9 protein-coding genes are annotated in these 15006 nt (G+C 66.1%); 2 read left to right on the top strand and 7 right to left on the bottom strand.

Going from position 1 to position 15006, the window contains the following annotated elements:
* Positions 1-44: 44 nt before the first annotated feature.
* A complete protein-coding gene (locus CH295_RS05470) occupies positions 45-1079 on the bottom strand; it encodes a type IV toxin-antitoxin system AbiEi family antitoxin domain-containing protein (protein ID WP_252341916.1) in 1035 nt (344 codons plus the stop codon).
* A gap of 128 nt (positions 1080-1207) precedes the next feature.
* Positions 1208-4507, bottom strand: a complete 3300-nt coding sequence (locus CH295_RS05465) for a heterodisulfide reductase-related iron-sulfur binding cluster (protein ID WP_094739993.1) — start codon at positions 4505-4507, stop codon at positions 1208-1210.
* Between the two features lie 587 nt (positions 4508-5094).
* Between CH295_RS05465 and CH295_RS05460 the strand changes: the two genes are divergently transcribed.
* Entirely contained in the window at positions 5095-5751 is a 657-nt protein-coding gene (locus CH295_RS05460; protein WP_094739992.1) for a DUF8020 domain-containing protein, read from the top strand.
* A 272-nt stretch (positions 5752-6023) separates the two neighbouring features.
* The gene (locus CH295_RS05455) at positions 6024-7109 is read left to right on the top strand and encodes a GNAT family N-acetyltransferase (protein ID WP_170945761.1); all 1086 of its coding nucleotides are present in this window, start codon (positions 6024-6026) and stop codon (positions 7107-7109) included.
* Here the strand turns inward: CH295_RS05455 and CH295_RS05450 are convergent.
* The 5 genes from CH295_RS05450 to CH295_RS05430 form a co-directional block, all read right to left on the bottom strand.
* The gene (locus tag CH295_RS05450; RefSeq protein ID WP_252341915.1) at positions 7106-8227 is read right to left on the bottom strand and encodes a S1 family peptidase; all 1122 of its coding nucleotides are present in this window, start codon (positions 8225-8227) and stop codon (positions 7106-7108) included. The two genes, CH295_RS05455 and CH295_RS05450, sit on opposite strands and share 4 nt — an antisense overlap.
* An 87-nt stretch (positions 8228-8314) precedes the next feature.
* The gene (locus tag CH295_RS05445) at positions 8315-9613 is read right to left on the bottom strand and encodes a S1 family peptidase (RefSeq protein ID WP_037194051.1); all 1299 of its coding nucleotides are present in this window, start codon (positions 9611-9613) and stop codon (positions 8315-8317) included.
* An 81-nt stretch (positions 9614-9694) separates the two neighbouring features.
* The gene (locus CH295_RS05440) at positions 9695-11329 is read right to left on the bottom strand and encodes an Hsp70 family protein (protein ID WP_094739990.1); all 1635 of its coding nucleotides are present in this window, start codon (positions 11327-11329) and stop codon (positions 9695-9697) included.
* Entirely contained in the window at positions 11326-12447 is a 1122-nt protein-coding gene (locus CH295_RS05435) for a hypothetical protein (RefSeq protein ID WP_212556142.1), read from the bottom strand. Before CH295_RS05435 ends, CH295_RS05440 begins: the two co-directional genes overlap by 4 nt.
* 42 nt (positions 12448-12489) lie before the next feature.
* Entirely contained in the window at positions 12490-15000 is a 2511-nt protein-coding gene (locus CH295_RS05430; protein WP_094739989.1) for a helix-turn-helix transcriptional regulator, read from the bottom strand.
* Between the last annotated feature and the right edge of the window lie 6 nt (positions 15001-15006).

Genomic DNA, 15006 nt, shown 5'->3' with positions numbered 1-15006 from the left:
CGGTGCCCGATTCGTCCACGTCGCGGGGGTGGTCCGGGGGAGCCTCACACCGCTTCTGCAGGGTGCGCGTCTGTATTCGGGCGCGACGAGGGGCGCGCGGTCGATAGAAAGGTCGCTCGGTTGCGTGGTCCCGCTCTGTGGGTGGCATCGCGGATCATCCGATCAACGAGCTCGGGGCGATCGAAATCCGACCAGGCGATTCGCACCACCTGACGGCCGGTTGCGCGAATGCGATCCTCGCGACGCTTCTCTTCCCACAACACATCGGCCGCCGACTTTCGCTCGGGCACGTAGCGTCCGTACTTCACCTTGCCGTCGAATTCGAGAACAGTCGCGATGTCGGGGAGGTCGAAATCCACCCGTCCGACGACTCCGCGGGAATCTGTGATCGTCACCTGCAGCTGCGGGGTGTAGCCCAGATGGTGCAGCAATACTCGGGCGCGTGATTCGCCGACGCTCTCGGACCGACCGTCCATGAATTCTGCGACTCGACGCGCCATCCGATTGCCCGGATGATTCGGACATGAATCCAGTGCTGCGACAACATCTTCGGCGGTGAGTCCGCGTGTTCTCGCAGCGAGGTCGGCGATACAGACAGCCGTCTCGAACGGGAGTGTGCGAGCGCAATCGGCAACAGTGCGCGCCAGACCTGTGACGCGCACTCCGTCGAAGTCCACGACTTCTTCGTCGGTGTACGGCGAGGTGTGTACTGCTCGAACGGCGCTGCCACGACCGCCGCCACGGGCGCGGTTGCGCGTGATGTGAACTCGGCCGAGGTCCGCATTCCATACGTCGAGACCATGGAATACTGCGGCGCTCACATGGCTGACAACGGCATCCGGGGCGGTGGTCGCGTCGAAGACGGCCTCGGCGACGACTCGATGCTTGTCTTCTCTCGACAGGGCATCGAACTCCTCTCTGCTGACGAACCGTCCGGGACGGAGTCGCCGCCACGCTCGCGTTCGGCAGTAGCGCTGCAACTCCGCGTCGGAAATTCCGCGGGCGAGTGCGTCGGATCGCGAGACGATGCGGGTCATGGAGAAATGCTCTCGGGCGCAGCCGATCTCGACAACCCCCACGCGGCCGATTGTGGATAACTCGGTGCCTGTGGATAACTCGTGGGAGTGGACCTCACACCCCTACTGACGACTGCGCGCCCCTGCTCTGAAGTGAGCGGGGGCGCGCAGTCGGTAAAAAGGGTGTGAGGTTACTTCCGGCGACCCGGAACCTTGGCACCCGGAGCGAATCCGAGTCCACCGGCCTTCGGCTTGGGTGGCGTGCGACCGTCCGATTCGCCCGCAGTGTCCGACGCTTCTGCCTTCGGCGCCTCTGTCTCCGGTGCCTCGGCTGCCGGTGCGTCAGCGACCGATGTCTCGGCTTCCGGAGTCGGCTCGGCCTTCTCGGGCTCTGCTTTCTCCGGCTCGGCTGGGGTCGCTGCCGGTGCGGACGCTGCACCCGGCGTACGCGCACCTGGCTTCTTGAATCCGGACTTCACGGCCAGGCCCTTGGGCTGGACGGTCGGCTTGGATTCTGCTGCAGCCTCGGTGGCGGGTGCCTCCGACGCCGTGGCCTCGGCAACCGGTGCCTCAGCAGTGGGCGCCTCGGCCTTGGGAGCCTCTGCCGCAGGTGCTTCGGAGACCGGCGCTTCGGCAGCAGGCTTACCCGGTGCCTTGGCTCCCGGCTTCTTGAATCCGGACTTCACGGCCAGGCCCTTGGGCTGGACGGTCGGCTTGGATTCGGTTGCAGCAGAAGCAGATTCCGCAGGTGCGTCAGGTGTTTCCTGGGCAGGTGCCGACGCCGTAGTGGCCTCGGCAGCAGGCTTACCCGGTGCCTTGGCTCCCGGCTTCTTGAATCCGGACTTCACAGCCAGACCCTTGGGCTTGACCGAGGGAGTCGACTCCGAGGCCTCTGCGGTGGCAGGTGCTTCGGTCGACGCGGGAGTATCGGCAGGTGCAGGTGCAGCCGCCTTCGCGCCGGGTGCCTTGCCCTTCATCTGCAGACCCTTGCCGCCGGGTGCCTTGCCCCCGGCCATGCCGAGACCCTTGGGCTTGGCGGCGGGCTCTGCGTCGGCACTGTCGGCCGGTGCAGCGGAACCGGGTGCCTTCGCTCCCGGAGCCTTTGCCAGACCCTTCATCTTCAGACCGCCGCCGGCCTTCGGAGCCGGAGCTGCCGGAGCGGACTTCGCCTCGGCGGGCTCCTCGACGGGTGCGATGCGCTCGGCTTCTTCGACCTCGGCAGCGTTCTCGGTCGCCAGTTTCTCCTCGGGAGTGCGCTCGCGAGGAATGACCTTGATGTTCTCGCCCAGTACCGAGGACTCGACGCGGGTGATCGACTCGAGCATCAGCTGCGCGACGTCGACGACCTCGACGCCCTCGTGTGCGCCGCCTTCCTGACGTGCGGTCACACCGTCGGTGAGCATCACGCGGCAGAACGGGCAACCCGTGGCGATCTTCTTCGGGTTGGTAGCCAGTGCCTCGTCGACCCGGTCGATGTTGATGCGCTTGCCGATGTTCTCTTCCATCCACATGCGTGCACCACCGGCACCACAGCACATGGACCGCTCACCGTGGCGCGGCATCTCCTTGAGGTTGGAGCCCGATGCGGCCATGAGCTCACGCGGGGCGTCGTACACCTTGTTGTGACGGCCGAGGTAGCACGGGTCGTGGTACGTGATGTCCTGGCTGACCGAGGCCACCGGGATCAACTTCTTCTGTCGCACGAGGCGGTTGAGCAGCTGCGTGTGGTGGACCACCTCGTAGTCACCGCCGACCTGCGGGTACTCGTTGCCGAGCGCGTTGAAGCAGTGGGCGCAGGTGACGACGATCTTGCGCTTGCTCTGCTCGACGCCGTCGAACACGTTGTTCAGCGTCTCGATGTTCTGCATCGCGAGCTGCTGGAACAGGAACTCGTTGCCCGCGCGGCGAGCGGAGTCGCCGGTGCAGGTCTCGTCCGCACCCAGCACCATGAACTTCACGCCTGCAGTGGCGAGCAACTCGGCCACGGCCTTGGTGGTCTTCTTCGCGCGGTCCTCGTAGGCACCGGCACAGCCGACCCAGAAGAGGTACTCGTAGTCCTGGAACGAATCGGCGTCCTGGCCGAAGACCGGGATGTCGAAGTCCATCTCGTTGATCCAGTTGAGGCGGTCCTTCGAGTTCTGGCCCCAGGGGTTGCCCTTGTTCTCGAGGTTCTTGAACAGTCCTGCGAGCTCGGACGGGAACTCCGATTCGATGAGCACCTGGTAGCGGCGCATGTCGATGATGTGGTCGACGTGCTCGATGTCCACCGGGCACTGCTCGACGCAGGCACCACAGGTGGTGCAGCTCCACAGCACCTCGGGATCGATGATGCCGCCCTCGATGGCGTCGGCGACGAGCTTGCGGTCGGCTTCGTCGCGGGCGGCCTGCGGGATGGCGTCGAGCTTGGCCTGATCGACGTTGCCCTCGGAGTCGACGAGTCCGACCTCGTCACCTGCCATGTCCTTCTTGCCGCCGGCCAGCAGATACGGGGCCTTGGCGTGGCTGTGGTCGCGCAGCGACATGATCAGCAGCTTGGGGGAGAGGGGCTTGCCGGTGTTCCACGCGGGGCACTGCGACTGGCAGCGGCCACACTCGGTGCAGGTGGTGAAGTCGAGCCAGCCCTTCCAGCTGAAGTCCTCGATCTTTCCTGCGCCGAACGCGTCGACGTCGGGGTCGGCCTCTTCCATCTCGAGGACCTTGCCGCCGGACATCATCGGCTTGGCCGGGCCGAGGGCGACGGTGCCGTCGTCCATGCGCTTGAAGTAGATGTTGGGGAACGCGGTGAAGCGGTGCCACGCGACGCCCCAGTTGATGCGCGAACCGACGATGTAGAGCCAGATCATGCCGGACATCAGTTTGATCAGCGCGAAGATCGAGACCATGTTCGAGTTGGCCGGCAGCAGTTCGGCCAGGCGCATCGTGAAGAAGTCGGTGTACGGGTTCGCGTGTCCGTACGTCGCGATCTTGCCCGCCTTGACGAACACCATGCCCAGACCCTCGATGAGCACAACGGCCTCGACGAAGTAGGCGGCCTTGAATCCGGAGCCGGCGAAGCGGGATTGGCGCTCGGGCTTACGCGGGTGGTTGAGCTGACGGATGATGATCAGCGTGGTGATGCCGATGACGGTGCCGAGTCCGAGGAGCTCGTCGATCAGGTGGTAGGCCGCGGTGTTGCCGACGATGGGCCAGTGGAACTCGGGGTTGAACGTCTGACCGTAGGCCTCGAACCAGACGATGAAACCGAGCATGAAGCCGATCATGACGAGCCAGTGCGCCCAGCCGACGGTGCGGAACTTGACCATCTTGGTGTGGGCCAGGAACTCGACGAGCATCTGCTTGAAGCGAGGCACTATCGGTCGCCAGCGGTCGGGTGCCGGCTGGCCGAGTCGCACGATGTTGAACATCCGCAGGCCCCCGCGAATGAAGACGTACCAACACACGAGGCTGAGCAGAGCACCGACTGTGCCCAACGTGATCGTCAGGGCGTTCATGTCGCGGCCTTTCGTTCAGGTGGCAGCTGGGGGCTACCGCGGGTTCAGCCCGTCGAGTCGGCTGACGGGCTATGTTACTCGCCAGTAGCAGTTTCACCGTACTGATGGGTAACTTAGCATCGCCGGTCGAAGCGATGCTGGTGGGTGCGGAAATGAGGCCGTCCGACGGGTGGGCTGAACTCGTCAGTAGGTTGTCTCGCAGATCACCGTATGCGTAGGCCGTCGAGGTGCTGTCGGGAAGGCAGTCCTTACCTGCTCTGTGAACGCGGCGGGATTGTCACCTGAGGTACGGCCGAGGCCGGTGGGATCACGGGCCCGGTCTTCCTCGATCGGTCGAATGATCGACATCTCCGATCCCAGCATGACGTGACTCGGGCCGCTGTGCTGCGAATATCCAAAATGTTTGTGACAGTGGGTAACTGACAGGTGGCGGACCGGTCTCAAAAGGACAACGACCGGTCCGATTCGTACGCTACAATTCGGGCGCACCAAAAGTCGCAAAAGCGTCATCGGGGTGACTTTGCGTTTGACGGTTGCCTAGCGGTACTGCCAAGCATTCAATGCACAGAAACGGAACTGAACTCCACATGAAACTCAGCAAACTGGTCGTCACATCGGCCCTCGTTGCAGTCGCGATGGGCCTGGCCAGCGGAACCGCGTATGCCCAGCCCGTCGATGAGACGGCCCCCGGTGACACCAACTACACCGTCGATCTCGAAGATCGCACCATCGTCACCACCATCGACGCAGGTGCCTTCAAGGTCGCCGACGACGGCAAGACGGTCGACGTCCTCGACGCCGCCGACAACACCCTCGTGACGCTCCCGCTGTCGTTCAACCTCGGCGGACTCAACTTCCCGTACGAGCAGAACGTCGACGACAACGGCAAGACCCTGCGCCTGGTTCCGAACCTCGACTTCACGAAGGCATCGGCCAACTCGCGCAGCATCGGCGCAACGACCGTCGCCTCGCCCGAGGAGAACCTCAGGGCGCAGCAGAACTTCTCGTCGCAGCTCGGTATCGCGACCGCGATCGGCGGACTCACCGGCACCATCGTCGGAGCTGGCCTGGGACTCGTCGGCATCATCGGCGGCCCCGCTGTCATCCCTGCTGTGGTGACCGGTGCAGGCATCGGTGGCGTCGTCGGCACGATCATCGCCGGCGGACCCACGCTCGTCGTTGCCGGAATCGACTTGATCAACACGCTGAACGCGGCACCGGGCACCACGGTCTGGGCCAAGTAGCCTTCAGCTCATCTGCCAGACAGGGCCCGCACTCTCGGCGAGAGTGCGGGCCCTGTTTCGTTCGATGCGCCGGTTCCGCGTGGGATCGATGTGATCGCACAGGAATTGTGTAGTGCAGCAGGTCTTCGCATGGGCCGAGGCGGCGTCGACAGTCAAATGTCATCAGCCGAGCGAATCGACGAAAACAAGTCGCATGCGGGTTTATGCGTATTGAGTAAACCAACAGTAAAGTAAAACCCATGAAAACCGACTGTGAACCCCTTTGTGGGGGCATGGACACAAGGCTCACCGACGAGCTTCACGATGAGTGGGATGCGTTGGCGGAACGGGTCGGCACGGTCTTCTCCTCCCGTCCCGGTTACGCACTGAATGCCCCACGGCCGGCGGGAAGTGAGCTCGCCTTCGTGCATGTACGTCGAGGTGGGCGTCTGGTGGCACTGGCCCCACTGTTTGTCACGCGAATGGGTCCGGTGAAGGTAGCGAAGATACTCGGGAACGGGCAGGGCGTCCCGACCGAATTGCTCAGTGAGGACGACGCGTCGTCTCGCGTTCTCTGGGATTCGATCGACGATCACGGTCTGACCTACTATGCGGACTCGATGATCGACAACCGAACTGCCATCGAGGCGCTCGGTGCGCACCCGCGGTGGCGTTCGGACTCACTCGTGCGGGAGCGAGTTCCGGTTATCGACGTACCGCCGGGCAGTACCGCACGCGATGTGCGTGGGCGCAAATCACTGAAGCGGCTCGAGAAGTACAGACGTCAGGCCGAGCGGTCCGGGAGTCCCATGGTGGTGGAAACCATCCGCGATGCCGAGCACCTCGAGCTGCGTTGGGCAGACATTTCCAGGTTGGCCGCCGCGTCGACGCGTCACACCGATCGCACCGACTACCTCGCAGAAAAGTCGCCTGCCGATCCCTCGGCGTCGGCCAAGGCCTTTCTGCTCGGTGAAGCAGCGGCCGGCAGATTGGCTCTTGTAGGAGTGAGCGTCGACGGGCGATGGTGCGCGCACGAGATCTGCATCCGCACAGGATCGCGACTCGAGTCGTGGCTCACGCACCACGATCCCGCAGTTGCGAAGTACCAACCCGGCCATCAGATGGTGGAATGGCTGATCCAGACGCACGACGAACTCGACGTGACCGTGTTGGACCAGGGTGTAGGTGTCAACGACAACAAGAAGGCGTGGTCCACCTCCGGCTACGACGTGATAGCTGTGGTGGGCGTACCCACTCGCACGATCGGGTCGCGGATTCTGGTCGGCTTGCTGCGTCGATGGGAGCTGTCGCCTGGGTTCGCGCACGCGCGGAAGGTCGGCTACGCGGTGCTGTCACGTCTGCGCCCGTCGAACGACTAGGACGTACGGATGGTCAGGCCGGGGTTCTCGGCGAGTATGTCGTTGATGGGGGTGGCGAACAATTCCGGTCGCTGACCTTGCAGCATGCTGACGACGGTCGCGACCTCGCAGGAGGGCTGATCGCCCACGTTCGATGCACTGGAGATGCCCACGGCGAGGGTGCCGCTGACGATGGGGCCACCACTGTCGCCGCGCAACGCGCAGATGGACGTGGAGAAGCTGCGATCGAAGACGTGCTCTCCCAATGCGACATGCTGACCCGTGGCAAGAATTGTGCCGCAACTGAATCCGGTTCGGGATCCGGATTTGCAGACCGGTGCTCCCACGATCGGATCCACTGTTCCGGTGACGTGCAGGGGAGCAGCCCAGGGGACTCGCACCGCGTTGCTCTCGAATTCGCCGACGTTGGCGTCGTCGATGTCGATCAAGGCGTAATCGTTGTGCGACCGGCTGGTTCGGTAGAACGTCCCGAATTTCGAGCCCACAAGACTGCCGTACATCGGATACGCGCCCGTCAGTGCCGCGGAACCGGTATCGGCGATATTTGGATTGCAGTGTCCCGCAGTGATATTGACGGACCCGTGCGTCGGGTCGACGGCATTGAACCCGAGTGAGCATCGCTGACCGAGGCCGGCAGGCTTGCCCGCCAGGTAGCTGTCGCCGCCGAGATACGAACTCGGGCGAATCGGGCCTGCCGTCGGTGACGGATCGAACGGGAGCAGGTCCACCAGAGGTTGGACGACATCGAGAACTGCCGGCGGGATCTCGATGGGTGATGCATCGACCTCGAAACCGCTGGCCGACGCGGCATCGGCCACGTCGGCGTGGGTCGGTCCGTCTGCCACCGCGACGACGGGACGCCCGTTCTCGTCGAGCCACGCGCTCGTGACCCCGCCGGAACCGATGGTGGCGGTGAACTCGGCCAACCGCCGCGCCGCGTCCGCTCGGTCGAGAAACTGCTGCGGATCGAGCCCGAGGTCGCGGGCCACGGCGTCGGCCAAGGCCGCGGGCAATACCGCTTCGGCCGCCGGATCTGCCGCTGCAGTGGGCGTGGACACGGCCAGCGTCACCAGAAGCGGAACTGCAACGATCGACAGCCGAAACGCACGGCGACGCATAGAAACCTCTCCCCCGGGCATCAGAAGATGTGATGCCGTTCACCCTGTTGTACGACTATAGGGGGTGAACGCCTCCCGAAGTAGCCACTACTCGGTGCGCAGTGTGGCTCCGGTCGCGCGCGTGACCTGATCGATGGGAATGCCCAGGCTTGCGGTGCCGCCGTACTGCGCCAGCGCCAGGTTGGCCTCGTTGCAATCGGGTGCGCCGCCGCTGTTGGATCCGCTGGTGATTCCGAGCGCGAGTGTTCCGGTCACGATGGCACCGCCGCTGTCGCCGGCGAGAGTGCATGCGGTGCTGGCGAATCCGCGAACGGTGCGGGACGTGCCGTCCTCCATGTAGAGCTGTGTCTCGACGCGATCGGCCGCAACCACTCCACAGGTGAACGACGACGACTGCCCGGACTTGCAGACCGGCGCTCCGATCACAGGAGCCGCGGTTCCGGTGACGGTGACGGTGCTGCCGTTCGCTCCACGGACGGTGGGGCGGTCGAGTCCGGACGCGACGCCGGTGTCGTTCAAGGCGATGACCGACCAGTCGAGGCCGTCCGCCGCACCCAGGCTGGACCGATCGAACGACCCGATCTGCGTGCTGCGCGAGATGTCGGCCGGATCGGGAAGGTAGACCGGTGCGCCGCCGGATCCGGTGGCCTTGTCGGGGTTGCAGTGGCCCGCGCTGAGATTGACCGCGGCACCGGAGGGGTCGACGGCGTTGAAGCCGAACGAGCAGATGCTGATGTCGGTGGCCGGAGCGTCGGCGATGGGTCCCGAGGTGGTGACGTAGGTGTCGCCGCCCATCGGAGTCGGGTCGACCGGCTTGTTTCCGCCGGGGGATAGGATGACCTTGATGTTCGCCAGCAGCGTCGGCAGATTCAGCGCGCTACCGATCGGACTGTTCACCAGGTCGATGACGATCTGATTGTCGATGAAGTCGATGGCCGTGCCGTTGATCTGCTCGGAGATCTCGCGGGGGAGGCCTGCGATCCAACTGTTGAGGTCTGCCAGCGACTTCTCGAGTCCGTCTGCCGACACGGGCGACTGCGCGGTGGCGTATCCGTCCTTGGCGACGGCCTGTGCCGCAGCAGGCGAGGTGACGGCGACGACGGCATTGCCGTCGGGTCCGATCCAGGCACCGGCGAAATCTGCGGGACGGCTGGCCCGGAAGTCGGATGCGTAAGCAGACAGTTCCTGCGCGCGGGCAGCACGATCGAGGTACTCCTGCGGGGAGATCTTCAGATCTCGCTGCACGGCTTCGACGAGCTCGCGGGGAAGCTGATCGGCGGGTGACTGGACGACGGGTTCGGCTGCTGCTGTTCCGGAGAACGAAGCAAGAAGAACAAAAGCCGTCGAACACAGCACTGCGGCACGCAGCGCCCCGGTGTTACGCATGAAATCCCTTCATCGGGTGCTTGTCGTCAGCGACCCACCCTAGGGCATCGGGCGCAGAATCAGTGTTTGCCCAGCTCAGAGCTAAGCAGGGGGAGTCGTGGTCGTGGCCGCCGTCGTGGTGCTGGTGGTGGTCGTAGCCGGAGTCGTGGTCTCGACCGGGGTGGTCGTCACCGGAGTCGTGGTGACCACGGGCGTCGTGGTGGGTACCACGGGCGCAGGGGCGGGCACCGGCGCGGGCGCGGGAGCAGGCAGGGGGGCAGGTTCGGGTGCGATGTACGGCTCGTCCGGCGTCTGTTCGACGACCTCGGGTACGAAGACGGGGGTGGCGGTGGTGGTCGCGGGTGCGCGCGTCGAGGTGACGATCGGCGAGCCGGCATCGGTGACGGTCGGGGGTGTCGCGGCCGGAGCGTCACCGAACACTCCGCTCACTGCCGCGATCGCGAGGACGATGACCACGCCTGCCGCTGCACCGGCAACGATCGTGGCGATCGTCCGCGAACGCTCGCTGCGTTCATTCTTCGCCCCGACCTGGGCGGCGGCGGCCGGAGCGACGGGTGCGTACGCGGTGGTCGACGCGTTCTCGTCGACCGGGACGATCGGTTCGGAGCGAAATTCCGAATGGTCGAACACAGGAGCGACCGCGGGAATTGCCTCGGAGAACGCGAGGGACGGCTCGGGTGCGACGACCGGGATGGCGTCGGTGTCGAGGGACTCCGTGCCGTCGTTGCGGGTGACGACCGGCGCGGCACCGGTCACCAGGGAGTTACCGTCGACATCCTCGACCTCGGCGAGCAGCAGAGCGCCGCGGGTCGCAGCGAGTGGCTCGACGATCGTTCGGCCCGACGAGCGTTCACCGATGTCCGTCGCCACCGACGGGAGTGCGGCGCTGCCGCCGGTGAGTATCACGGTGCCGGACCCCGGCACGTCGAGTCGGCGGAGCAACGGCGCGACGAGGTTCGCGAACTCGGCTCGTGTGACCGCAATGCTCTGCGAGTCCCCGGGAAGTTCGACCGAGATCGTGGCGACGTCGGCCGTGCTCAGGGTCTGCTTGGCCGACTCGCACGAGGCGACGACGCCTGAGAGGGCAGCCAGGACTGCCGCGTCGGACAGGTCGATGTGCTCGCGATCGGTGACCACGTGATCGAAGAGTGCGTCGGTGAAGGCGTCTCCGCCGACGTCGGTGCTGCGTACCGTCCCGCCTCCGGGATAGGTGGAGATGTCGGTGCCGGTGGCTCCGATGTCGACCACCGTGACCGCAGCTCCCGGGCTCGGCTGCGCGAACGCGCTCGAGGCTTTGGCGTCGGGAACCAGGGCAACCTCGGTGAGGCCGGTGTGATCGAGGGCGTCACGCAGCAGGGCGACGGCGGCGCGGGTCCACCGCGTCGGGTACGTCATGGTCGTGACGGGCATGTCGCCGGATACCCCGGCCTTCGCAGACACCATGGTGACGAGGCAGTTGGCGGCGTTGGCCATCAAGTCCTCGGCGCGGTAGGCGTCGGCGTCGGGCTCGAGATCCTCCTGCTGACCGACGAGATCGACGAACCGGGTGAACGGGGCCGTGTCGACGGGTTCACCGAGGTGGGCTCGGCCTTCCTCGTCGAATCGCAGGGTCGTCGGCAGGACGACGATCGTCGGTTCGTCCTCGACCGATGCGCGGTAGGCCGCGACGGACCTGGTGTTGCCCACGGTGATTCCGAGATGCCCGACACCGCTCATGGAGTTGTCCCTGCCGATCGGTTGTTCAGCGCGGTCTGCTCGGACGCGGTCTGGCCGTCGTCCGGGCCGGTATCGGGAGTCTCGGTGGGCTCGTCGGTTGGCTCGGCCGGTTCCGACTCGACCGGTTCGACGACGATCGGAGGCTTCTCGCGGTCGTCGTCCTCGGGTGCCTCGTTCGCCGGGCGCGTCTCGATGTCGGTCTCGGTCGGTTCGATCCGCGGGCGGTCGGAGGTTTCGGGTGGGGTCGACTCTTCCGCGGTGGTGGTGGTCGCAGGCAGCGGAGCGACGGGAGCGATCTCGGCGGCCGGCTCGACGACGACGGTCGGGAATTCGATCGGGCCACCCGAACCGGAGCCGATCGACGACGTGGGCACCACCACCTGGGCGTTGTCGATGGTGGGCACTTCGGTATCGGTGGACCCACCGAGTTGGAGCGCGACGAGCGCGGCACCGACGGTCAACGCCGCCGCGAACGCTGCCGCAGCGAAGAGTGGGCGACGGTCGGATCTCGTCGGTCCGACCACCGCGAACCGCTCGGTGACGGCGTCGACGGGGAACTGTGCAGCCAGAATCGCAGCACCGCGCGCGGCGGCGACGGCGGTGTCCTTCTTCTGCAAGGTCTGCAGGGCCGAGGCGTTCCACGCGGCGAGCGCGTCGGCTTCGGCGACCAGCGACACGTGTGCCAGCCCGTGCGTGTTCATCGCCGAACGCAGCGCGAACACCTGCTCGGCCGTCCACCCGGCGGGATAGGTCGCCGCCGCGGCGAGATCACCTGGCCGCAGACCGATGGACGACGCCACCTCGGTGAGCAGGCACAGCAGGGCCATCGACGTCAGTTGCTCGGCAGGGAAGACGGTGCCCTTGCTGCCGGTGACACCCACACCGTCGGCGAGCGAGTCGAGAAAATGTGTGTAGGCCTCGGAATCGTCGTCGGTCACATCACCGAGCGAGACGGTGCCGTCGGGATGAGTGTTGAGCACGGTCGAATGCAGCGACGCCAGGTGCAACGACGGTCCCGGCGCAATCGGATGGGACACGGCGGCGACGGCGCGCTCGTCGTCCAGGTACAGGCCGACATCCGGCGCGCCGACTCTCGCACTGCCGGGCTGCTCGGTCATGGGGCTGCTACCTGTTCTCGATCGGGGACTGATGGTCGGTCGTTATGTCGCTCCCGGTCCTCGCACAGTTACAGGGTCGACGCTTGCGCTGGTCGAGGCCCCGTACCCCATGGCCCGGAGCATCGAGATCAGCTCCGACCGCGACTCCGCCCCGAGCCTGCGCCGGATACGGGCCACATGATGCTCGACGGTTTTCGGGGAGATGTAGAGCCGACTGCCGACCTCGCGATAGGTGACTCCGAGTACGAGCAGTCCGGCGACCTCTGCCTCGCGTTCGCTCAACGAGCCCGTCGGCTGCGGCGTCGATCTCGGACTGTCGCGCTGAGTCGAGCTGGGTTGGCGCAACGACCTGGCGATGTGCAGCAGCGAGGTCGCCGTCGCAGTGTCGGTGACGGTCAGGGCGGCCTCGCTCGCCAGTCGGGCTCCGTCCCAGGGCAGTCCGAAGGCGGTGAGGGTGCGTGCCGAATTCTCGACATCGGTCGCGTCGGGTCTGCCCTGCAACACCCCGAGCCAGGCGCGGCCGGCAGCGGCGAGTGCGGCGCTGTACGGGTGGGTAGGTGCGGCGGCGGCCAGAGCTTTGGCGTGCGGCACCAACGCGTCGGGAGTCTGGGCCACGATGGCCGCCTGAACCTGGTACCAGTGCAGCGCCGACGCCCAGACCGGTGGATCGCCGAGCGCCGCGAGTAGATCGGTGGCCTCCGCCACCAGATGCTCGACGCGGTCCACCTGGCCGAGTCGAGTTGCGGCCAAGAGTAATTCGCCCAGGGGCAGCAGCACGAACAGGTCGGTGGAGTACTCGGCGACGACGTTCTGCGCCTGTGTCCATGCCGTGATCAGCGACCCTGCATCACCGGACCTACGAGCCAGGCCCACCCGAATCGCGTGCAGGAATAACTGATTGCGCACGTGCGACACCGGAACTCGCAGTGCCTCGATCGCGGCACCCGCATCGGCGGTATCCCCCCGCAGCATCGACGCCCACGCCCCGACGAGGCTCAGCCTGGTGTGGGCCTCGGAACCCGGACGGTGGTCGGGAAGTGCTCGCGCCACGATGGAATCGACACGGGGCAGGTCGCCGCAGTGTACCGCGTGCAAGGCCGAGACGGCAGCGGGAGTGTCCGGGGTGCACGAGCGATCGGAAGCATTGCCCGTCAACGTCATTGCCCGCATCAGCGCATTCGCAGCGGCACTCGACGCTGCTGCGCTCCGCGAATCGATGGACCCGATCACTCCGGTGACGAGCAGACTGCCCGACGCCGTACTCGACGTCGGCGCGAGTGCGGACACGGCCGCCATCGAACGGTCGGCGGCGCTGCGATCACCGGCCGCCGCCGCCGAGAGGGCAGCCCACACGGCGTCGGGTCCGAGCCGATCCTCGCCGAGCCAGGCGAACAATTGTGCACTGCGCGAGATCATTCCGCGTTGCGTGGCAATCGACGCCGACACGCGCACCGCTGTCCGCAGATCCATCGCGTCGCACCCGGTAGCGCTGTCGAGAACCACATCGGCGTATCTCGCCGCCTCGTCCAGGTTTCCGGTGGCAGCCGCGACCTCGGACCGTCTCGCAGCCAACTTCGCCGAGTCGAATCCCGCGTCGACCGCCGCGTCGTACAGGGCACCTGCGGCATCGACGGGAGCCGAATCTGCCTGCTGAACAAGGAAATCGGCGAGTCCGGCGTGAACGACGCCCCGCTCTGCCAACGCGCGTGCCGCGGTGGCGTCGAGCAGGCGGGATCGGGTGGCGACATCGGCGACGGACGAGAGCAGGACGCGGCAGCGCCCGTCTCCGATCATCTCGATCAGTGGGGCCTCGGCGGCCGGAATCAACGTGCCCGTGGTGTCGAGCATCCCGGAGCTGCAGGCCAGGTCGACGATCGACTCGACATCGGTCGCGCGCGGCACGATCTGCGCGGCCGATGCAGGGTCGGGTGTGACGCCGAATCGAGCGGCGAGCAGCAGTGCCCGCGTGTCGTCGGTGGTCTCGATCAGCATCCGACGGTGCTGTTCGGCAACGGATTCGGCGACCACACGCAGTGGAGTCGGATCGGAACGGTCGCCGCCGAGCGCGCCGAGGGCCGCGTCGACAGCGGCGAGAACTCCGCCGGTCGTCTTGGCGACGGCACCGGCGAGCGACGCCGAGATCGGCCGAACGGTCGCTGCTGCCCGCGCCGCGATGGCGACCTTGTCCAGCGGAACCAGCGTCAACCGGTTGGAACCGGCGGAGGCGATGAGCTTCTCGATGCGTGAATCGAAACTGCGCGGCGCGGTGGCGACGATCAGGGTGATGTCCGATCGTGTTGCAGCCGCTGCGATCTCGTCGAGACGCTGCTCCGACAGCAGGTGCGCGTCATCGACGAGAACGGTCGAGCCGGACGGCGCGTCGGCGATGGTGCCCGTGTAGACGTCCACCGACGCGGCAACGGAGTCGAGAACCACGGATCGACCGGAACCGTTCACTCCGACGACGATATGAAATCCGGTGGCGAGGAGGGCATCACGGACGAAGCGATCGGCGCGCTCGACGCCGAGGAGTCCGGAACGGGTACTGGTCACGGTCGA

The sequence above is a fragment of the Rhodococcus sp. 14-2483-1-2 genome (assembly GCF_002259405.1).
Lineage (GTDB): Bacteria > Actinomycetota > Actinomycetes > Mycobacteriales > Mycobacteriaceae > Rhodococcoides.
This window is presented reverse-complemented; position numbering and strand designations above follow the sequence as displayed.